23 protein-coding genes are annotated in these 20,301 nt (G+C 59.0%); 5 read left to right on the forward strand and 18 right to left on the reverse strand.

Annotated elements, in window-relative coordinates; all coding sequences use genetic code 11:
* The 12 genes from tolA to AC0J41_RS19835 form a co-directional block, all read right to left on the reverse strand.
* Positions 1-1,065: a cell envelope integrity protein TolA gene (tolA, locus tag AC0J41_RS19780; protein WP_025112792.1), complete on the reverse strand. Its 1,065-nt coding sequence runs from the start codon at positions 1,063-1,065 to the stop codon at positions 1-3.
* On the reverse strand, positions 1,065-1,517 hold the full coding sequence (gene tolR / locus AC0J41_RS19785; protein ID WP_177327371.1) for a protein TolR: 453 nt from the start codon (positions 1,515-1,517) through the stop codon (positions 1,065-1,067). The genes tolA and tolR overlap by 1 nt, the downstream gene beginning before the upstream one ends.
* Before the next feature lie 23 nt (positions 1,518-1,540).
* Positions 1,541-2,236 carry a protein TolQ gene (tolQ, locus tag AC0J41_RS19790; protein WP_003227517.1) on the reverse strand — a complete coding sequence of 232 codons (696 nt, stop codon included), beginning with the start codon at positions 2,234-2,236 and terminating at the stop codon, positions 1,541-1,543.
* On the reverse strand, positions 2,226-2,693 hold the full coding sequence (gene ybgC / locus AC0J41_RS19795) for a tol-pal system-associated acyl-CoA thioesterase (RefSeq protein WP_047599520.1): 468 nt from the start codon (positions 2,691-2,693) through the stop codon (positions 2,226-2,228). The genes tolQ and ybgC overlap by 11 nt, the downstream gene beginning before the upstream one ends.
* A gap of 127 nt (positions 2,694-2,820) precedes the next feature.
* Positions 2,821-3,882: a Holliday junction branch migration DNA helicase RuvB gene (gene ruvB / locus AC0J41_RS19800; RefSeq protein WP_025112789.1), complete on the reverse strand. Its 1,062-nt coding sequence runs from the start codon at positions 3,880-3,882 to the stop codon at positions 2,821-2,823.
* Positions 3,883-4,491: a Holliday junction branch migration protein RuvA gene (gene ruvA / locus AC0J41_RS19805; RefSeq protein ID WP_025112788.1), complete on the reverse strand. Its 609-nt coding sequence runs from the start codon at positions 4,489-4,491 to the stop codon at positions 3,883-3,885.
* Positions 4,492-4,605: 114 nt separating this feature from the next.
* Positions 4,606-5,133, reverse strand: a complete 528-nt coding sequence (gene ruvC, locus AC0J41_RS19810; RefSeq protein ID WP_025112787.1) for a crossover junction endodeoxyribonuclease RuvC — start codon at positions 5,131-5,133, stop codon at positions 4,606-4,608.
* Between the two features lie 156 nt (positions 5,134-5,289).
* Positions 5,290-6,036, reverse strand: a complete 747-nt coding sequence (locus AC0J41_RS19815; protein WP_007912738.1) for a YebC/PmpR family DNA-binding transcriptional regulator — start codon at positions 6,034-6,036, stop codon at positions 5,290-5,292.
* 128 nt (positions 6,037-6,164) lie between these two features.
* Complete coding sequence (gene aspS, locus AC0J41_RS19820; protein WP_134176736.1) at positions 6,165-7,940, reverse strand: aspartate--tRNA ligase; 1,776 nt, start codon at positions 7,938-7,940, stop codon at positions 6,165-6,167.
* A gap of 100 nt (positions 7,941-8,040) precedes the next feature.
* Positions 8,041-8,262, reverse strand: a complete 222-nt coding sequence (locus AC0J41_RS19825; RefSeq protein ID WP_025112785.1) for an FmdB family zinc ribbon protein — start codon at positions 8,260-8,262, stop codon at positions 8,041-8,043.
* Positions 8,263-8,395: 133 nt separating this feature from the next.
* Positions 8,396-8,731, reverse strand: a complete 336-nt coding sequence (locus AC0J41_RS19830; RefSeq protein WP_473013382.1) for a ribbon-helix-helix domain-containing protein — start codon at positions 8,729-8,731, stop codon at positions 8,396-8,398.
* A 185-nt stretch (positions 8,732-8,916) separates the two neighbouring features.
* Entirely contained in the window at positions 8,917-9,387 is a 471-nt protein-coding gene (locus AC0J41_RS19835; protein ID WP_025112783.1) for a Dps family protein, read from the reverse strand.
* 310 nt (positions 9,388-9,697) lie between these two features.
* Here AC0J41_RS19835 and AC0J41_RS19840 point away from each other — a divergent pair, with 310 nt between their 5' ends.
* On the forward strand, positions 9,698-10,300 hold the full coding sequence (locus AC0J41_RS19840) for a cold-shock protein (RefSeq protein WP_473013383.1): 603 nt from the start codon (positions 9,698-9,700) through the stop codon (positions 10,298-10,300).
* Between the two features lie 72 nt (positions 10,301-10,372).
* Here the strand turns inward: AC0J41_RS19840 and AC0J41_RS19845 are convergent, their stop codons facing one another.
* Together AC0J41_RS19845 and AC0J41_RS19850 are read right to left on the reverse strand one after the other, a co-directional pair.
* On the reverse strand, positions 10,373-10,579 hold the full coding sequence (locus tag AC0J41_RS19845; RefSeq protein WP_025112781.1) for a SlyX family protein: 207 nt from the start codon (positions 10,577-10,579) through the stop codon (positions 10,373-10,375).
* Positions 10,580-10,582: 3 nt separating this feature from the next.
* Positions 10,583-11,008: an HIT family protein gene (locus AC0J41_RS19850; protein ID WP_473013384.1), complete on the reverse strand. Its 426-nt coding sequence runs from the start codon at positions 11,006-11,008 to the stop codon at positions 10,583-10,585.
* An 893-nt stretch (positions 11,009-11,901) separates the two neighbouring features.
* On the opposite strand from AC0J41_RS19850, the gene AC0J41_RS19855 reads away from it, so the two are divergent.
* Positions 11,902-13,251 carry an OprD family porin gene (locus AC0J41_RS19855; protein ID WP_025112779.1) on the forward strand — a complete coding sequence of 450 codons (1,350 nt, stop codon included), beginning with the start codon at positions 11,902-11,904 and terminating at the stop codon, positions 13,249-13,251.
* 116 nt (positions 13,252-13,367) lie between these two features.
* Here AC0J41_RS19855 and AC0J41_RS19860 read toward each other — a convergent pair whose 3' ends face one another.
* Entirely contained in the window at positions 13,368-14,210 is an 843-nt protein-coding gene (locus AC0J41_RS19860) for a mechanosensitive ion channel family protein (RefSeq protein WP_102355034.1), read from the reverse strand.
* Positions 14,211-14,361: 151 nt separating this feature from the next.
* Positions 14,362-14,847, reverse strand: coding sequence for a YajQ family cyclic di-GMP-binding protein (locus AC0J41_RS19865; RefSeq protein WP_025112777.1), 486 nt, complete (start codon positions 14,845-14,847; stop codon positions 14,362-14,364).
* A 140-nt stretch (positions 14,848-14,987) separates the two neighbouring features.
* Between AC0J41_RS19865 and AC0J41_RS19870 the strand changes: the two genes are divergently transcribed.
* The 3 genes from AC0J41_RS19870 to AC0J41_RS19880 are packed head-to-tail and all read left to right on the forward strand — an operon-like array spanning position 14,988 to position 18,575.
* Positions 14,988-15,905: a putative 2-dehydropantoate 2-reductase gene (locus tag AC0J41_RS19870; RefSeq protein WP_473013385.1), complete on the forward strand. Its 918-nt coding sequence runs from the start codon at positions 14,988-14,990 to the stop codon at positions 15,903-15,905.
* Positions 15,906-15,950: 45 nt separating this feature from the next.
* Complete coding sequence (locus tag AC0J41_RS19875) at positions 15,951-17,987, forward strand: sensor histidine kinase (RefSeq protein ID WP_473013386.1); 2,037 nt, start codon at positions 15,951-15,953, stop codon at positions 17,985-17,987.
* Between the two features lie 3 nt (positions 17,988-17,990).
* Positions 17,991-18,575, forward strand: coding sequence for a cob(I)yrinic acid a,c-diamide adenosyltransferase (locus AC0J41_RS19880; RefSeq protein ID WP_025112774.1), 585 nt, complete (start codon positions 17,991-17,993; stop codon positions 18,573-18,575).
* 123 nt (positions 18,576-18,698) lie between these two features.
* On the opposite strand, the gene AC0J41_RS19885 is transcribed toward AC0J41_RS19880, so the two are convergent.
* Positions 18,699-19,643, reverse strand: a complete 945-nt coding sequence (locus AC0J41_RS19885; protein ID WP_473013387.1) for a Nudix family hydrolase — start codon at positions 19,641-19,643, stop codon at positions 18,699-18,701.
* Positions 19,640-20,272 (reverse strand): glutathione S-transferase family protein, encoded by a 633-nt coding sequence (locus AC0J41_RS19890; RefSeq protein WP_025112772.1) that lies wholly within the window; start codon positions 20,270-20,272, stop codon positions 19,640-19,642. The genes AC0J41_RS19885 and AC0J41_RS19890 overlap by 4 nt, the downstream gene beginning before the upstream one ends.
* Between the last annotated feature and the right edge of the window lie 29 nt (positions 20,273-20,301).

Genomic DNA, 20,301 nt, shown 5'->3' on the forward strand with positions numbered 1-20,301 from the left:
TCACAAGGCTAGATCCTCAGGTGTGAATGTCATCTTGAATGAACGATACGGAGCGAAATCGCTCGGCTTCATTCCCTGCATTTCCGTCAAACGTCCAATATTCTTGACCGCCGCGACTGCCGAAGCATCGAACGGACCGTCGCCGCTGGACTTGGCCACGCTGACCGAGGTCACCGTACCGTCCGGCAACATGCCGATTTGCAGCACGACCGTCATGCCTTTGCGTGCCGAAGGTGGACGTGCCCAACCTTCTGCTGCCCGCGCACGAATCAGGTCATCGAAACTGCCCGCGACTTCGTCACCCTGCTCATCGGCCAAGGCCTGCTGACGCTGCGGCGTGTCGGAAAGCAAATCTGCCAGGGCCTGAGCCTTTTTGTCTTCGGTAGATTTACGTGCCGCGTCCTGCGCTTTCTTCTTCGCAGCATCGGCAGCAGCTTTCTTCTTCGCTTCGTCGGCGACTTTCTTCTTCGCCTCTTCAGCTTCAGCTTTCTTCTTGGCGTCTTCGGCGGCTTTCTTCTTCGCGTCTTCGACGATCTTCTTCTTGGCTTCTTCAGCGGCCTCTTTCTTGGCCTCTTCCTTAGCTTCTTCTTCAGCCTTCTTCTTGGCTATATCAGCCAATTGTTTCTCTTCGGCCTTTTTGGCTTCGGCTTTCTTCGCGTCGTCGGCTTTCTTGGCGTCATCCGCCTTTTTCGCCTCGTCCGCTTTCTTCGCCTCGTCGGCCTTCTTGGCTTCCTCGGCCTTTTGAGCCGCTTCTTCTTTCTTTTGTTCCGCAGCCTTCACCGCTTCCTGCTCGACCTTTTTCTGCTCCATCTGCTCGACTTCGGTCTGGCGCGCGGCGGATTTCTTCGCCTCACCCGCAATCTTCTGATTGGTCTGGGTGGTTGCCTGACTTTTCGATTTCAGTTGGTACAAGGTTGCCTGGACAATCGGCTTGGCCGGCGGCAGCTCCGGTGTCAGGGCAAAACTGACGAACAGCATGCCGAATACCAGCACGTGCAAGCCAATTGCCAGGACACTAGGCCAGAAGTAGCTTTCCGAGGCGGACGGCTCTCGCTGTTGCTGCATCAGGGCGCCTCGGTAATCAAGCCAACATTACCGACCCCGGCTTTCTGCAACCCGCCCATCGCGCCCATGACGGCGCCGTAGTCGACCGACTTGTCGCCACGAATGAACACCTGGGTGTGCTTGCCGCCTTCGTTGCCGGCGCGAATGATCTTGGTCACCGCGTCAGTCATCTGCGGCAGCGTCATGGCCCTGTCCTGCTGCTTTTCAGTGTCGACTTCGCTGCCAAGGTTCCAGTAGTAGGTCTTGTCAGCCTTGATCGAAATGGTCAGCACCTGAGTGTTGTTGTCCTGCGGCAAGGCTTCACTGGAAACCTTGGGCAGATCCACTTTCACGCCCTGATTGAGCATAGGCGCGGTCACCATGAAGATAACCAGCAGCACCAGCATCACGTCGATGTATGGCACCACGTTCATCTCGGCGACCGGCTTGCGCTTGTTTCGGGCTCGAGCGATTAAAGCCATCGGGAAATACCTGCTTATTCTTCGCTGGTGTGCACTTTGCGGTGCAGGATCGCCTGGAACTCATCGGCGAAGGTGTAGTAGCGGCTCAGCAAGGTTTCGCTGCGGGCAGAGAAACGGTTGTAAGCGATAACGGCCGGGATCGCAGCGAACAGACCGATCGCCGTGGCGATCAGGGCTTCGGCGATACCCGGGGCCACAGTGGCCAGAGTCGCTTGCTGGGCCTGAGCCAGACCACGGAAGGAGTTCATGATGCCCCATACGGTACCGAACAGACCGATGTACGGGCTGACGGAACCAACAGTGGCGAGAAACGGCAGGCTCTGCTCCAGCTTCTCTTCTTCACGGGAAATGGCAACGCGCATGGCTCGCGCCACACCTTCCATCACCGCTTCAGGATCGACGCCTGGCTGCTGACGCAGACGGGAGAATTCCTTGAAACCGGCACGGAAGATCTGCTCCACGCCCGAATCCGGATCCGGGTTGCTGCCGGCCTGACGGTACAGCTTGGACAGGTCGATACCCGACCAGAAGCGCTCCTCGAAGCTCTCCAGGGCGCGTCGACCGGCGCGCAGCAGATTGCTGCGCTGAAAGATCATGATCCATGAGGTCACCGATGCGGCCACCAGGGTCAACATTACCAACTGCACCACGATGCTGGCATTGCTGACCAGGCTCCACATGGAGGAATGGTCGACGACGTTAGCTTCCACGCTTTATCTCCTGCTTTGAGTGTGTACCCGTGCCGCCCGCGTCGGCAAAGGCCGCACGCAAGGATTCGGGCATGGCCCGGGGTTTCAAACTTTCGGTGCGCACACAGGCCACCAGAAACTGCCCTTCACAGAGCAGCACATTATCCGTGGCCCGCCTGACCTGCTGTTTGAAGCGCAGGCTGGCACGGTTCAATTCGATTACATCAGCGCTTACCAGCAGTTCGTCGTCCAGTCGCGCCGGCGCGTGGTAGCGCGCTTCGCTGGAGTGCACGACAAACAACAGGTCCTCCCCTGCCAGTTCCGACTGGGCAAAGCCCAGCGTTCGGAGCCGCTCGGTTCGAGCCCGTTCCATAAACTTGAGGTAATTAACGTAATACACGATGCCGCCGGCATCGGTGTCCTCGTAATAAACGCGACAACGATGTGCGAACGGCTCAAGCCCGTTTTGCGCGCGCATACTCTAGTGCTTACTCCTCGGGTTGCCAATCCAGCCAGGCAACTGTTTTTCATTGTTCAAAGGCTTTACCGCAAAAGTACCGTCCTGTGACAGTACAAACGCTGAATAAATCGACAATAAATGTGTACTAATCGTCTACCGCATCGAGAAACTCGTCTACCACGGGCATCTCGCCCATTCGTGACGGAATGTTTAAACCGAAATGCAGATACGCATGCCGTGTCACCACCCTGCCCCGTGGCGTGCGCATGATGTAACCCTGCTGAATCAGGTACGGCTCCAGCACATCTTCAATGGTGTGGCGTTCTTCGCTGATCGCTGCCGCCAGGCTGTCGATGCCGACCGGACCGCCATCGAACTTCTCGATCATGGTCAGCAGCAAGCGCCGGTCCTGATGATCGAAGCCATGTTCATCGACATCCAGCAGATTGAGCGCCAGATCGGCCACGGCCTTGGTGATGTGACCCTTGGCCCGGACTTCAGCGAAATCCCGCACCCGACGCAGCAGACGGTTGGCGATCCGCGGCGTACCACGGGCGCGGCGGGCCACTTCAAAGGCACCTTCCGGGTCCAGCGGCAAGCCGAGAATGCTCGCCGAACGACTGACAATCGTCGACAGGTCGGCGGTGTTGTAGAACTCCAGACGCTGGACGATGCCGAAGCGGTCACGCAACGGATTGGTCAGCATGCCGGCGCGGGTGGTGGCGCCGACGAGGGTGAACGGTGGCAGATCCAGCTTGATCGAGCGCGCCGCCGGCCCTTCGCCGATCATGATGTCGAGCTGAAAGTCTTCCATGGCCGGGTACAGCACTTCTTCCACGATCGGCGACAGACGATGGATTTCATCGATGAACAACACGTCGTGCGGTTCCAGATTGGTCAGCAACGCCGCCAGATCGCCCGGGCGCTCCAGCACCGGGCCGGAAGTGCTCTTGATCGACACGCCCATTTCCTGGGCGATGATGTTGGCCAGCGTGGTTTTTCCCAGCCCCGGGGGGCCGAAGATCAGCGTGTGATCAAGGGATTCGTTACGGCCACGGGCGGCCTGGATGAACAGTTCCATCTGCTCGCGGACCGTCGGCTGGCCAATGTAGTCGGCCAGGCTGACGGGGCGAATCGCCCGGTCCTGGACTTCTTCGCGCTCGCGCGGGCTGTGCGCGGCGGCGATCAGACGATCAGCTTCAATCACTTAAATCATTCCCTTCAGGGCGCGGCGGATCATGTCTTCACTGCTCAGGTTCTTGTCCTTGATGGCGGAAATCGCCTTGCTCGCTTCCTGCGGCTTGTAGCCCAGGGAAATCAGCGCGCTGACCGCATCGTTTTCGGCGGTGTTGACCGGCGCCGGACCGTCCGGCTGGTTCGGCACCAGGGCGAACATCGCCGGCACGGTTTCCCAGGCCTTGAAGCGGTCTTTCAGTTCGACCAGCAGACGCTCGGCGGTTTTCTTGCCAACACCCGGGACCTTGGTCAGTGCCGAAGTGTCCTGGGATTGCACGCAGCGGATCAACTCATCGACTTCCAGGCTCGACATCAAGGCCAGGGCCAGTTTCGGCCCGACACCATTGAGACGGATCAACTCGCGAAAAAAGTCTCGCTCACGCTTGCCGGCGAAGCCATAGAGTAACTGCGCGTCTTCGCGTACGACCAAATGGGTGTGCAACGTCAGCGGTTCACCGACCGACGGCAGACGATAAAGGGTGGTCATGGGCACTTCCAGCTCATACCCGAGGCCGTTTACATCCAGAATCAGGTGCGGCGGCTGTTTCTCAGCCAAGGTGCCGCGCAAGCGTCCAATCACGTTTCAGATCCTTGAGCGTTGACCAGCCGGGGGCTGGCGACAAAACGGAATACGGATTCGGGCCGACGACCCAGGCACAAAACCCATATACCGGAAAATTGATTGCTGATGCTATCAGAGACGCAGGCGCCCGCCACGACTGCGTGCGGCGCCCAGACCATGCGGCAACAGACTGGAGCGGGTGTGCGCGTGACAAATAGCGATAGCGAGGGCGTCCGAGGCATCGATTTGCGGCTTGGCGGTCAGCTTGAGCATGTGCATGACCATCATCTGCACCTGCTCCTTATTGGCAGCGCCGGTGCCGACCACGGCTTGCTTGACCTGGGTTGCAGTGTACTCGGCAATCTCCAGGCACTCTTCAGCGCCAGCAACAATCGCGGCCCCGCGCGCCTGCCCCAACTTCAGCGCCGAGTCGGCGTTTTTCGCCATGAACACTTTTTCGATGCCCATGGTCACCGGGCCATAGGTCTGAATGATTTCCCGCACACCGCGATAAACGATTTGCAGCCGCTCATGCAGCTCACCGGCGCCGGTACGGATGCAGCCCGAGGCGACATAGATGCAGCCGCCGCGTCCGGTATCACGAACAATCCCGTAACCGGTAATGCGCGAGCCGGGGTCGATACCAAGAATTAGAGTCATAACGCCTGCGGAGTCGGTAAAAACACAAAATCAAATCAGCGAATAACCAATATGGGAGCGGGCTTGTTCGCGAAGGCGGTGGGTCATTCAGCATTATGTCTGCTGATAAGCCGCCTTCGCGAGCAAGCCCGCTCCCACATTCAAGCCTAGTCGCTCTTAACCGAGCTGAGCGGCCACGTCTTCGGGAATATCCGCGTTGGAGTAGACGTTCTGCACGTCGTCCAGATCCTCAAGCATGTCGATCAGCTTGAGCACCTTCTCCGCGCCTTCCAGATCCAGCTCGGCGCTGGTGGTCGGCTGCATGACGATTTCTGCGTCATCACCTTTGAACCCGGCCGCTTCCAGCGCGTTGCGCACGGCGTAGAAGCTGGTGAACGAGGTGAACACGTCAATCGAGCCGTCTTCATGGCTGACCACGTCATCGGCATCGGCTTCCAGCGCCGCTTCGGTCAATGCGTCTTCATCGACGCCCGGCGCGAAGCTGATCTGGCCTTTGCGCTCGAACAGATACGCCACCGAACCATCGGTGCCGAGATTGCCGCCACACTTGCTGAATGCATGACGTACAGCTGCAGCGGTACGGTTGCGGTTGTCGGTCATGCACTCGACCATTACCGCCACGCCACCCGGGCCATAACCTTCGTAGGTCAGCTCTTCAACGTTGTCCGCCTCGGTCGCACCGGCGCCACGCGCCACGGCACGGTCGATGATGTCGCGACTCATGTTCGCGCTCAGCGCCTTGTCCAGCGCCAGACGCAAACGCGGGTTGGAGCCCGGATCGCCACCGCCCTGACGGGCCGCAACGGTCAGCTCACGGATCCACTTGGTGAAGATCTTGCCTCTCTTGGCATCCTGACGTTCTTTGCGGTGCTTGATGTTCGCCCACTTGGAATGACCTGCCATAACTCGCTCCGAATTCTCTTTGAAACGTTGCCCGCCCTGCTCATGCAGCGGCCAGCAAACTAAAAATCTCGACCTGCTCTCTACAGATAGAAAAAAGGCGCATCCGAAGATGCGCCTTCAGGCCCGTCTTACTCAGCCTTTGGCGTTTCGCGCAAACGAATATGCAGCTCGCGCAGTGCCTTGGCATCCACCACACCCGGTGCTTGCGTCATCACGTCGGCAGCGCTCTGGGTTTTCGGGAAGGCGATCACTTCACGGATCGACTGGGCACCGGTCATCAGCATCACCAGACGGTCCAGACCGAAGGCCAGACCACCGTGCGGCGGTGCACCGTACTTCAGCGCATCGAGCAGGAAGCCGAATTTCTCTTCCTGTTCTGCTTCGTTGATACCCAACAGACGGAATACTGCTTGCTGCATTTCCTTGCGGTGAATACGGATCGAACCGCCACCCAGCTCAGTGCCGTTCAGCACCATGTCGTAGGCGCGGGACAGAGCGCCGGCCGGGTTGGCCTCTAGCTCTTCCGGGGAGCACTTCGGCGCGGTGAACGGGTGGTGCAGCGCGGAGAAACTGCCGTCGTCGTTTTCTTCGAACATCGGGAAGTCGACGACCCACATTGGCGCCCACTCGCAGGTCAGCAGCTTGAGGTCGTGACCGAGCTTGATACGCAGCGCACCCAGGGCCTCGCTGACGATCTTGGCCTTGTCGGCACCGAAGAACACGATGTCGCCATCGACTGCGCCAACGCGGTCAAGGATCACGTTCAGCTTGTCTTCAGGGATGTTTTTCACGATCGGCGATTGCAGACCTTCAACACCGGCAGCACGCTCGTTGACCTTGATGTACGCCAGGCCCTTGGCACCGTAGATGCCGACGAACTTGGTGTAATCGTCGATCTGCTTGCGCGGCATGCTCGCCCCGCCTGGAACGCGCAGTGCGGCGATACGGCATTTCGGATCGTTGGCCGGGCCGCTGAATACTTTGAAATCGACTTCTTTGAGTTGATCGGCAACGTCGACCAGTTCCAGCGGGTTACGCAGGTCTGGTTTGTCGGAACCGTAGCGGCGCATGGCTTCTTCGAAAGTCATGTGCGGGAAGTCGCCGAATTCCAGACCCAGCACTTCCTTGAACAGGTTGCGGATCATTTCTTCGGTCAGGCCCATGATCTCTTTTTCATCGAGGAAGCTGGTCTCGATGTCGATCTGGGTGAATTCAGGCTGGCGATCAGCGCGCAGGTCTTCGTCGCGGAAGCACTTGGCGATCTGGTAGTAACGGTCGAAACCGGCCACCATCAGCAGCTGTTTGAACAGCTGCGGCGATTGCGGCAGCGCAAAGAACGAACCGGCGTGAGTACGGCTTGGCACCAGATAGTCACGTGCACCTTCAGGGGTGGCACGGGTCAGGATCGGGGTTTCAACGTCGAGGAAGCCGTTTTCGTCGAGGAAGCGGCGGATGCTGGTGGTCATGCGCGAACGCAGACGCAGCTTCTCGGCCATTTCCGGACGACGCAGGTCGAGGAAGCGATAGCGCAGGCGGGTCTCCTCGCCGACGTCGGAGAACTCGTTCAGCGGGAACGGCGGGGTTTCCGACTCGTTCAGCACTTCCAGCTCGTAGCCCAGCACTTCGATCATGCCCGACGCCATGTTGGCGTTGGTGGCGCCGGCCGGACGCAGACGCACCTTGCCGGTGATCTTCACCACGTACTCGCTGCGCACGCGATCGGCAGCGGCGAAGCTCTCGGCGCGATCCGGATCGAATACCACCTGGGCCAGACCATCACGATCACGGATATCGAGGAAAATCACCCCGCCGTGGTCGCGACGACGGTGAACCCATCCGCAAAGGGTAATTTCCTGGCCTTCCAGGCTTTCGTTCAGTTGGCCGCAATAATGGCTGCGCATCATGGTAGTGGTTTCGCTTCTCGTAATTCGAAATTCGGTGGAGATCCCGTCGCCATCAAGCATTGCGAAATCTCACGCGTGTCGTTCGACCTGGGCCTGAACCCTAGTCAGATTTGTCGCCACCGGCCAGGTTCTTCTTGGCTCCGGTCTTGAAATCGGTTTCGTACCAACCGCTGCCGCTGAGGCGAAAACCCGGCATGGACAGCTGTTTCCTGAGCTCTGGCGCCTGACAGGCAGGGCAGTCGACCAGCGGTGCCTCGCTGATCTTTTGAATGGCTTCCAACTGATGACCACAGGAAGCACATTGGTAATCGTACATCGGCATGGGGGTGTCTCGGCGATCAGATTGCCACCGCGCGCAGGGCTTTGCGGCGAAAGAGCGGGATTATATCCATTAAATGCGGGCTGTGCAGCCGTAAGACTGCACAGCCCGCCACGTCATTTCAAGTATTGCCCGTTCAGGGCATGACGGCCGACGGGGTATCACGCAGGCCGTTCATCACGCACACCACCCGCACCAGACCGCTGAAGTTTTTCACCCCGCCATGGCGCAGGTGCACTTCGCGGTCCACATGGGACAGCAGCGTACTGACCGAACAGCCGTTGTCTTCGGCCATACCGCCAAGAATGTTCCAGTAAACCTGCTCGAGCCTCAAGCAAGTCGCAAAGCCATTCAAACGCACCGACCTGGACAGCGGCCGGATCAACTCGAAGTCGAAATCGCTGACAAACGGATCGACCTTCATCTCCTGATGCGAACCGGTATGTTCGCTTCGCCTGTCTCCACCTACCATATCGCTGACACTCCTTTGTCATCACTGCTTATAAAGGCAACTTCCTGTGCCCTCATAAAAACGCAGACGCAAAGTTAGCGCCAGATGACTAGTTGCCCATCTGCGTAGGATAAGCCGACATAATCAGTAAGATTTGAACCAGCACGCGGACATCCACCACCCCGGGACGTCCGCGCACCGGGCGATCAGGCCTCCAGCAGCGCGCGCAGCATCCAGGCGGTCTTCTCATGCACCTGCATGCGCTGGGTCAGCAGGTCGGCCGTGGGCTCATCACTGACCTTGTCCAGCAGCGGGAAGATGCCACGCGCGGTGCGCGTCACCGCTTCTTGCCCCTCGACCAGTTGCTTGATCATGTTCTCGGCACTCGGCACGCCCACCTCCTCCTTGATGGAAGAGAGACGCGCGTAGGTGGCGTAAGCCCCCGGCGCCGGAAAGCCCAGGGCGCGAATGCGCTCGGCGATCAGGTCCACGGCCAGCGCCAGTTCGTTGTACTGCTCTTCGAACATCAGGTGCAGGGTCCTGAACATGGGACCTGTGACGTTCCAGTGGAAGTTATGGGTTTTCAGATACAGCACGTAGGTGTCCGACAGCAGCCGCGACAGCCCCTCGACGATGGACTTGCGATCTTCTTCACTGATACCGATATCGATTGCCATGTTTACCCCCTAAGGCGATTGAATTCATCCAGCAGGTGCAGACCCACTCTAGCAAGGCAACCGCCACCTCGCAGCCAGCAATCGGCTCGCGCGGTGCGACAAATCGACCGGGCAGGTGCCGCTGGCCGGGGTGATTTGAGTAGCTGCAGGCTTTGCTGTTAAATAGGCAGCGTGTCGCTACGCCCCATTTTTCGGGGGTGTGGCGCATAGGCTGATGCCGGGCACGTGTCCAACGCCTCTTTATTGTTCCGAAGCGAACCGTGCGCCTTCAGCTCTTCCTTGTGAGCCGTCATAACGTGAGCCAATCAAAATGTTGAAAATCGTCCACCTGCTAATGGGCGCAGCGGCCTTGCTGCTGTCGTTCATACCCAGCTTGAAATCCGAAGCCGTTCCTTACCTGCAACAACCCGACGCACTTTACCTGGCCTTTTTCGGCCTGCTGAACCTGGTCATCGCTCCAGTGATTCCTTACTGGAACAAAGGCCCGCGCCAGCATCTGCAAAACCTCGTCAGCGCTCTTCTCGTGCTGACTGTCGTCCTGCAAACCCTGACCCTCATCGCACCGATGCCGGTCATCGCCGGCCAACCAGCCGTGCTGTTCAGCCTGGTGATTGCCCTGGTTGCCGTGGTCCTGCACCTGGCCGTGAGCTTTTACAAGTCTTCGCCGGCGGCTGCACCTGTCAACTATGACATGAGCAACCGCGATACCGGGACCGTCAAGTGGTTCAACACTTCTAAAGGCTTCGGCTTTATTTCCCGGGATTCCGGCGATGATATTTTCGTGCACTTTCGTGCAATCCGTGGTGAAGGCCACCGTGTTCTGGTCGAAGGCCAGCGCGTGGAGTTCTCGGTGATGAACCGCGATAAAGGTCTGCAAGCCGAGGACGTGATCGCCGCCCTGCCGCGTCGCTGATCCAAGGCAACAAAAAACCGCGAACAGCCAGGCTGTTCGCGGTTTTTTTACGCCCGCACAAACGTACCGACATCAGTAATGGGGTGGCGGCGCCTCTTCCTCGAAAGAGTCAAACTGCCCGACCATCTCCTCCTGACGCTTGAGCAGTGCCGCCATTTGCAGCTGCAGACGCTCGATCACACGCTGCTGCGCCACCAGCTCGTCGTTCAACGCCTGAATGGTGTCATCCTGGAAGGCCAGACGGCTTTCCAGATCGGTAACGCGCTCTTCAAGGCTCATGATTCAGCCCTCCAGAAACGTGAAATGTTCGGTCAGCACCAGACGCAGCCGCTCACGAATGGCGGCTACCTGCTCTGCGCTGTAGGGTTTGGCCGGGTGCTTGCCCCAGACCGGTGCCGGCCATGTCGCATCGTCGCGTTTACGCACAATCACATGCATGTGCAGCTGGCTGACGACGTTGCCCAAGGTCGCGACGTTCAGCTTGTCGGCGTCGAACAAATCCTTGAGCAGCTCAGCCAGCGCGGTGGTTTCCTGCCACAACTGCTGCTGGTCAGCGACATCCAACTGAAACAACTCGCTGATATCGTCGCGGCGTGGCACCAGGATGAACCACGGGTAATTGGCATCATTGGACAGCAACAGTCGGCACAGCGGGAAGTCGCCGATGGTCAGGGTGTCCTGTTGAAGTCGTGAATCTAAAGCAAACACTGGGTGCACTCCCGGCTGATCTACATCATTGAGCTTAGCGGCCGTCCCGACGGACAACGCACCAAGCGACAGGCAGGCAGCATACCTGCGAATGCGCCGGGCTTCACGATGACAGTGCTGCCCATACCGGCACAGCCCCGACAAGAGACATCTGAAGAGACCGCGCACCATCACAGAGCCAGGATTGCCATCGAACAGCCAAAAATACCCGAAAACACCTGCTGCACCTGACTGCACGCTCACGCTGAACTGTATGAATCCTGTACAGCGTGTAATTTTTTTGCACCAAAACCGCACAGTGCGTCTACGCTCAGTGCGTCGAGCATCCGCCGAATACTCACCAATGGGGTGAACCGGTAACGTTTTTGGTTGTCACGCCCCAATTCCAACGTGACAACACCATGCAAGGGAGTGCGTCAAGCTCCTGATACAAAAGGGCTTGAACCCCCGTTTTCACAAGGTTTTCACAGGCACAGGCAGCTGTTCGGAAAAATAAACGCGACAACTTGGCGATTTGTGCACGCTTGTTGCATTGAGACACACATGGTCTATAAGCGCACCACGGGAAGTGGGGGCTTGAGACCAACAAATACGGTGGCAGGGTTGCCCCAATGGAGATTCAAGTGTTTTGCCAGGGACTCTTTTTTACCGATGCAAAAAGGCCCAGAAACAGCGATAAAGTTGTCAGTCCGGCTGCATTGGTACTGTGAATTTGCGACATCAACCAAGCCATTTGCGACGTCGTCGTAAAGAACGTGAAAGGTTGTATGTGCAAGTATCGCCAACATTGTCGGCGTGATATAAGTTTGCGCCGACACAAAAAGAAAGAGCCGCCCAGATAATAAAACAGGTGGGACGGCAGTACTCTTCTAAAACCAAAGGAGCAAATCACGATGCGCGTGATGAAGTGGAGCACAATCGCACTGGCCGTTGCAGCAGCAGCCAGTACTCAGTTGGCTACGGCCGCACCGTTTGTAGATGACCAGGCAGAAGCCAAAGGTTTTGTTGAAGGTGCGAAACTCACCGAGACGTTGAAGAACTACTACTTCAACCGCGACAACAAGAACGGCGGCCACGACCAGAAAGACTGGACCCAGGGCTTTCTCGGTAACTTCACTTCCGGTTACACCCAAGGCACCGTAGGCGTCGGTATCGATGCATTCGGTTACCTGGCGGTAAAACTGGATGGCGGTGATGGTACTTCCGGTACTGGCAACATGAGCCGTAGCGACTCCGTCAAGGCCAACGGTTATGCCCACGACGTTGATGAAAGCCAAGGCAAAGCCGGCGCTGCCATCAAGTTCCGCGTCTCCAAAACCGAACTGAAATTCGGTGACATGCAGCCAAGCACTGCCCCTGTATTCGCCGTTGGCGGCTCCCGTATCCTTCCGCAAACTGCCACTGGCTTCCAGTTGCAGAGCAGCGAAGTCAAAGATCTGGACCTCGAAGCGGGTCACTTCTACTCGGCTACCAGCCAGGACAAAAACGCCCGTGATGGCGGCCTTTACGCCACCTACGCCGGCGTTGAAGCCAAGAACATCGACTACTTCGGTGGTAAATACGGCATCACTGACAACCTGACTGCATCGCTGTACGGCGCCAAACTGGAAGACATCTGGAACCAGTACTACGCCAACGTGAACCTCACCACACCGTTCGGTGGTGATACTTCGCTGAACACCGACTTCAACATCTACCGCACCACCGACACCGGCAGCGCCAAAGCGGGCGACATCAGCAACACCGCCTTCTCGCTGGCAACCGCCCTGTCGTTCCTGAAGGCACACACCTTCACCCTGGCCTTCCAGAAGGTCAACGGCGACACCCCGTTCGACTACATCGGCGTGGGCAAGAACAACCGTGGTGGCGACTCGATCTTCCTCGCCAACTCCATCCAGTACTCCGACTTTAACGGTGCAGGCGAGAAATCCCTTCAAGCCCGTTACGACCTGAAAATGGCCGAGTATGGCGTTCCTGGTCTGAGCTTCATGGTTCGCTACGTTAAAGGTTGGGATATCGACGGTACCCACACTCCAGCGGGTAGCGCTTACGCCGGTCTTTACGGTGAAGATGGCAAACACCACGAAACCAACTTCGAAGCCAAGTACGTTGTTCAGTCTGGCCCTGCGAAAGATCTGTCCTTCCGTATTCGTCAAGCCTGGCACGTTGCTAACGCTGATGAAGGCGAAGGCGACGTTAAAGAGTTCCGCCTGATCACCGAATACCCACTGAACATTCTGTAATTGCCAGTGGTTAGTTTGGAAGCATAAAAAAGGCCCATCTTCGGATGGGCCTTTTTATTGCCTGTCACTTGTAATAAATGCCTGACCAACAAGTCAGGCATTTAATTAGCAACCTATCATTGTGTTGCCGACTCCTGAACCACACGAATCACGCGCTGTGGAAACGGGATATCAATACCGGCAGTCTTTAAACGATCACGCGACTGTTCGTTAAACATGAACATCACATCCCAGTAGTCTGCGGTTTTAACCCAGACACGCAGGGAAACAGTGATCGAACTGTCACCGAGCGTCGAAATCACTGCCTGCGGTGCAGGGTCCTGCATTACACGGTCATCCTTGGCCAGATCCAGCAGCACCTGACGCGCTTTCTGCAGATCAGCCTCGTAATCCACACCCACATCGAACACAACTTTACGGGTTGGCTGACGGTTGGTGTTGGTGATGATGCCATTGGACAGGTTACCGTTCGGCACGATGATGGTCTTGTTGTCGCCAGTACGCAGCACGGTATGGAAAATCTGGATGCTGTCGACAGTACCCGCCACGCCCTGCGCTTCGATCCAGTCACCGATACGGAACGGACGGAACAGCAGAATCAGCACGCCGCCGGCGAAGTTCGCCAGACTGCCCTGCAACGCCAGGCCGATGGCCAGACCTGCAGCACCGATTGCCGCCACGAACGAGGTGGTTTCGACACCGATCATCGAGGCCACGCTGACGATCAGCAGCACCTTGAGAATGATGTTCGCCAGGCTGCTGATGAAGCCTTGCAGCGCCAGGTCGGCGTTGCGCAGAGCCAGCAGGCCGCCGAGCTTTTGCGTGACCTTGTTGATCAGCCACCAGCCGATCGCCAGTGTAATGACCGCCAGCAGCACGCGGCTGCCGTACTCCATAATCATCGGAATCCACGCCTGGGATGCCTTGACCAGGTTGTCTACTTCAGCGTTCAAATCCATCTTCCATCTCCTGATTTCCGGCTACCCGGGCTGTTTACAAATTAAAAATGGGAGCGGGCTTGCTCGCGAAAGCCGTGCGTCATTCAGCAATGAGTTGCCGAACACACCGCTTTCGCGAGCAAGCCCGCTCCCACAGGTCATCTGACCGAGCTTAGTCGCGGAAGTTGTTGAACTGCAGTGGCATGCCGAACTCTTTGGCACGCAGGGCAGCAATGGCTTCCTGCAGATCATCGCGTTTCTTGCCGGTCACACGTACCTGCTCGCCCTGGATGGCGGCCTGTACCTTGAGCTTGGCCTCCTTGATGTGAGCGACGATCTTCTTCGCCAGCTCCTTGTCGATGCCTTCCTTGAGGATCGCGTCCTGTTTCATCAGCTTGCCCGAGGCGTAAGCGTCTTTTACTTCAAGGCACTGTACGTCGATCTTGCGCTTGGTCAGGGCCAGCTTCAGGATCTCGATCATCGCTTCCAGCTGGAACCCGGCTTCAGCGGTCAGGTTGACGGTCAGGTCCTTTTCCTTGAACTCGAAGCTGCCTTTGCCTTTCAGGTCATAACGACGATCGAGTTCCTTCACGGCGTTCTCGACCGCGTTGGTGAGTTCGTGTTTGTCCAGTTCGGATACCACGTCGAACGACGGCATGTAATCTCTCCAATAAAAAGTCGCGCTCGATCAGGATGGAGCGCGCTTGGCTTGCGGTTAAAATCCGGCTCATTATAACGGGTCTTTTCCCACCGATACGGCGAGCCTTGCATGCCAGTACCTTACCGAGTGAAAAACTGATGTCCACCCCCTGGCACGTTCTCGGCGCCGGCAGTCTCGGCACGCTATGGGCCACGCGCCTGGCCCGGGCCGGTCTGCCGGTGCGCCTGATCGTGCGTGATGCCCAGCGTTTGCGCGACTATCAGGCGGCGGATGGCCTGACCCTGGTCGAACACGGCGAGGCCAACACCTATGCCGTCCCCGCGCAAACGCCGGACGATGCAGAACCGATCCGCCGCCTGCTGGTCGCCTGCAAGGCCTATGACGCCGAAAGCGCCGTCGCCCGCCTCGCCCCGCGCCTGACGGCAGATGCCGAACTGATCCTGCTGCAAAACGGCCTCGGCAGTCAGGACGCCGTCGCAGCACTGGTACCGCAGGCGCGCTGTATCAGCGCCTCCAGCACCGAAGGCGCGTTCCGCGACGGTGACTGGCGCGTGGTGTTCGCCGGTCATGGTTTCACCTGGCTGGGTGATGCCGGGCACCCGGTGGCACCGATCTGGCTCGACGACCTGCAAGCAGCGAAAATCCCCCACGAATGGAGCACCGACATCCTCACCCGCCTGTGGCGCAAACTGGCGCTCAATTGCGCGATCAATCCGTTGACCGTGCTCCACAACTGCCGTAACGGCGGGCTTGAGCAGCATCAGTGCGAAGTCGCCACGCTGTGCAATGAGCTGGCCGAGTTGCTGGAGCGCTGTGGCCAACCGGCGGCGGCGGTCAATCTGCAACAGGAAGTCGAGCGGGTGATCCACGCCACGGCGGCCAATTACTCCTCCATGTATCAGGACGTAGCGAACCAGCGCCGTACCGAAATCAGCTACTTGCTGGGCCACGCCTGCAAAGTCGCCACGCGCCATCAACTGAACCTGCCGCACCTCAAGCAATTGCAGCAGCGTCTGGTCGGCCATCTGCACAGCCTTGGATTGCCCAGCGACTGAGCAGCGGCTACGCTGGCCACTTGTTCCTTTGCTGCGATAAACCTGATGCCATTGCGCCAGCGCCTTGAAAACCTGCCGGTCGGCCAGAAACTGCTGGCCGCCCTGCTGGTGTTGTTGACCACCGTTCTGCTGGTCGCCAACCTGACCTTTATCAGCGCCGCCTATTACATCTCCCAGGAAAGCATGGCGCCGCAGGCTCTGCAGACCATCGGCCGGCTGATATCCAACCCCAGCCTCGTTGCACAGGCCCTGGAGTCACCGCAAAGCGCCGAACGCCTGCTCAAGGAACTCGACAGCTACTCGCCGTTGCGCGCGGCGGCGCTGTACGACGGCAAGGGCGACCGGATCGCTCAGGTTCAGCGCGGCGACAAGCTCAATCTGCCGGAACGCTATCGGCATGTCGAAGCCTGGCAACTCACCGAATTTCGCAGCAATCAGTTGATTACCCTGCCCCGCCCGGGGACTGAGCCGGGGCATCTGCTGCTGGTCGCCAGCAGTGAACTGCCGATGGCGTTCTACACCGGCACATTGACCGCCAGTCTCGGCATCCTGATTTTCAGTGTGCTGCTGTGGCTGGTGATTGCCCGGCAGATCAAACGCCTCATCACTCGCCCGATCCATCAACTGGAAGAACTCTCGCGTCAGGTCACCCGCGAGGAGAACTACGCCCTGCGCGCCTCACGCGGCAACCATGATGAAATCGGCAGCCTTGCCGAAGCGTTCAACACCATGCTCTCGCGCATCGAAGCCCGCGAACAGCAACTCAAACGCGCCCGTGACGATTCGCAAGCCGCTTACGATCAGGCTCAGGGCCTTGCCGAAGAAACCCGCCACACCAACCGCAAGCTGGAACTGGAAGTCCAGGTGCGCAGCAAGATCGAGAAGAAACTCACCGGATTCCAGAACTACCTCAACAGCATCATCGACTCCATGCCCTCGGCGCTGATCGCCCTCGACGAACAGCTCTACGTGACCCAGTGGAACCAAGAGGCCAGCGCGCTCTCCGGGACGCGCCTGGATGAGGCGTTGAACCAGCCGATCTTCCTCGCCTTTGAGCCGCTCAAACCGTTTCTGCCGCAACTCAAGCAGACCGTGGAAGAACACACGGTGGCGAAGATCGAGCGGGTGACCTGGTTCAAGGATGATGAACCCAAGCATTACGCCCTGACCTTTTACCCGCTGATGGGTGGCGCCGGGCGTGGCGTGGTGATCCGTATCGATGACATCACTCAGCGCCTGTCGCTGGAAGAAATGATGGTGCAGTCGGAAAAGATGCTCTCGGTGGGTGGTCTCGCCGCCGGCATGGCGCATGAGATCAATAACCCGCTCGGCGCGATCCTGCACAACGTGCAGAACATTCGCCGACGGCTGTCGCCGGACCTGCCGAAAAACCTCGAAACCGCCGAACAACTCGGCATCGAACTGGACACGGTCAACCTGTACCTGCAAAACCGCGAAGTGCCGAAACTGCTCGACGGCATCCAGCAGGCCGGCGCCCGGGCGGCAAAAATCGTCACCCATATGCTCAGTTTCAGCCGGCGCAGTACGCGGCAAATGGCACCGTGCGATTTGCCGGCGCTGATCGATCAGGCGGTGGAGATTGCCGGCAACGACTTCGATCTGGCGATCGGTTTCGACTTCAAGGGCCAGGCGATCATCCGTCAGTTCGACCCGGCGCTAGGCCCGGTGCCAGGCACTGCCAACGAACTGGAGCAAGTGCTGCTCAACCTGCTGAAAAACGCTGCGCAAGCCATTCACCAGCGCGAAGACGACAGCGAGCCGGGGCGGATCACCCTGCGCACCCGGCTGAACCCGCCATGGGCCGAGATTCAGGTCGAGGACAACGGCATCGGCATGAGCGAGAACGTGCGCAAACGCACCTTCGAGCCATTCTTCACCACCAAGGAAATCGGCCAGGGCACCGGGCTGGGGCTGTCGGTGTCGTACTTCATCATCACCAACAATCACAAAGGGCAGATGGAAGTGCAGTCCACACCGGGCCAGGGCACCTGCTTCACCTTACGCCTGCCCCTGTCGCAGCCTGCAGCCATCGCGGCCGAAACCAATCAACTGACGAGGTAACCCATGGGCTTTCGCCTGTCGAAGATTTACACCCGCACCGGCGACAAAGGCGAAACCGGCCTGGGCGATGGCCGCCGCGTACCCAAGGACCATCCGCGAATCGAAGCCATCGGTGAAGTCGATACACTGAACAGTCAGGTCGGCGTGCTGTTGGCCGGTTTGCTCGCCGAGCGCGAGGCGTTTGCGGGGTTGAATGAGCTGATTGAAGTGCTCGCCCCCTGCCAGCATCGCTTGTTCGATCTGGGTGGTGAGCTGGCAATGCCGGAATATCAGGCGCTGAACACAGCGGAAATCGAACGCCTGGAAGCGGCAATCGATGTGTGGAACGAGGAGTTGGGGCCGCTGGAGAATTTCATTCTGCCCGGCGGCTCAATGCTGATCGCCCAGGCCCATGTGTGCCGCAGCCTGGCGCGCAGTGCCGAACGGCGTTGTCAGCATCTGAACGCGATAGAGCCATTGGCCGGGGTTGGCCTGGCGTACATCAATCGGTTGTCGGATTTGCTGTTTGTGGCGGCGCGGTTGATTGCGCGGCGGCAGGGGATTGCAGAGATTTTGTGGCAGCCGGCGGCAAAACCTTCAGAGGTGTAGCGCTGGTCAAGACGCCTTCGCGAGCAGGCTCGCTCCCACAGTTGATCGGATTCCTTCAGTTGGACTGCAATCAACTGTGGGAGCGGGCTTGCTCGCGAAGAGGCCATCAGCCTCAATACACAATCAAGCTTCTGGCCAGAACGCCCGAATCCCCGCCACACCCTGCGCCCCAACACCCCAGGCCTTCTCCCGCTCCGCCGGGCCTACCCCGCCGAGCAGAAACACCGGCTTGCTGAAGCCCTCGATCAACGTCGACGCCTGCTCCCAGCCCAACGGCTGCGCATCCGGGTGGGTCAAGGTTGGCTGTACCGGCGACAGGGTGACGAAATCCACGCCCATCTGTTCGGCCAGCGCCAGTTCTTCGGCGTTATGGCACGAAGCCGCGAGCCAGCGCTCCGCCGGCAACGGCCGCCCCGCCGCTGCGTATTTACGCAACTGAGCCGAGGTGATGTGCCAACCGGCCGACGGGAAATCGCCGAGCCATTCGAACGGCCCCTTGATCATCAACTGCGCCTTGCCGGCACACAGGCCGACCGCATCCACCGCCAGGTCGCGGTATTTGGGGTCATAGCCGTTCGGCGCACGCAACTGGATCAGCTTGATCCCACCGGCAATCGCCTTCTGGATGCCGCGCAACAAGGCCGGTGTCTCCAGATCGTCCGGGGTGATCAGGTATTCGCCGGGCAGACGCGCGGCGGCGACGATTGGCTGGTTGGCAGCCGGAAATTCGTAGCCCACCAGCTCCTTCGCAGTCACCCAGGCCAGTGGCTGACCTTCGGCACCGTGCGGTTCGCCACTGAAGCTCGACACCTCCCAGACATCCAGCAACACCTGCTTGTCCGGGTAGTCATGGCGAACCTTGATCAGCGGACGAGCAGCACCGACGACGATGCCCAACTCTTCCTGAAGCTCGCGAGCCAGCGCGCGCTCGACGGATTCGTCAGCCTCGACCTTGCCGCCGGGAAATTCCCACAGACCACCCTGATGCTGAGTGTCGGCACGGCGGGCAATCAGGATCTTGCCACTGTCGTCACGAATGACGGCGGCGGCGACGTGTACGCGTTTCACGGGTTCAACTCCTCCAGTCCGGCCTTTTGCCACGCCTTGAAGGCGGGCCATTGGTAGACGGTTTCAACATAAGCTTGATCGATGGCTGGCAACTGCACCTGATAGGTACGCAGACGCACGGCAATCGGTGCGAAGAACGCATCGGCCAGGCTCACGCGACCAAACAGATATGGCCCCGGCTCAGTGGCAACAGCACGGCATTCCGCCCACAGCGCGAGCATGCGCTCGATATCGACCTTGACCTCCGGCGGCACCGGGTTGAGCGGCGCGTCGTGGCTCAGGTTGAACGGCATGTGATTGCGCATGGCGAAAAAACCACTGTGCATCTGCGCGCACGCAGAACGGGCCTGGGCGCGAGCGAAAAGATCGCTCGGCCAGAGCTGTTCGGACGGGAACTGTTCGGCCAGATACTCGGCGATCGCCAGAGAGTCGGCAATCGTGCCGCGTGCGGTTTGCAGCAGCGGTACCTTGGCGGTCGGCGAATGCTTGAGCAGCCGTTCGCGGGTGTCGGGCTTGCCGAGCTTGATCAGTTCTTCGCTGTAGGGTGCGCCGGTCAGCTCAACGGCCAGTGCGGCACGCAGTGACCAGGAGGAAAGCAGTTTGTCGCCGATGATCAGGTGCAGGGACATGGTGTGGCGCCTTTTCGTCAGTGGAAAAG

The organism is Pseudomonas sp. Arb-4-2C (assembly GCF_055755015.1).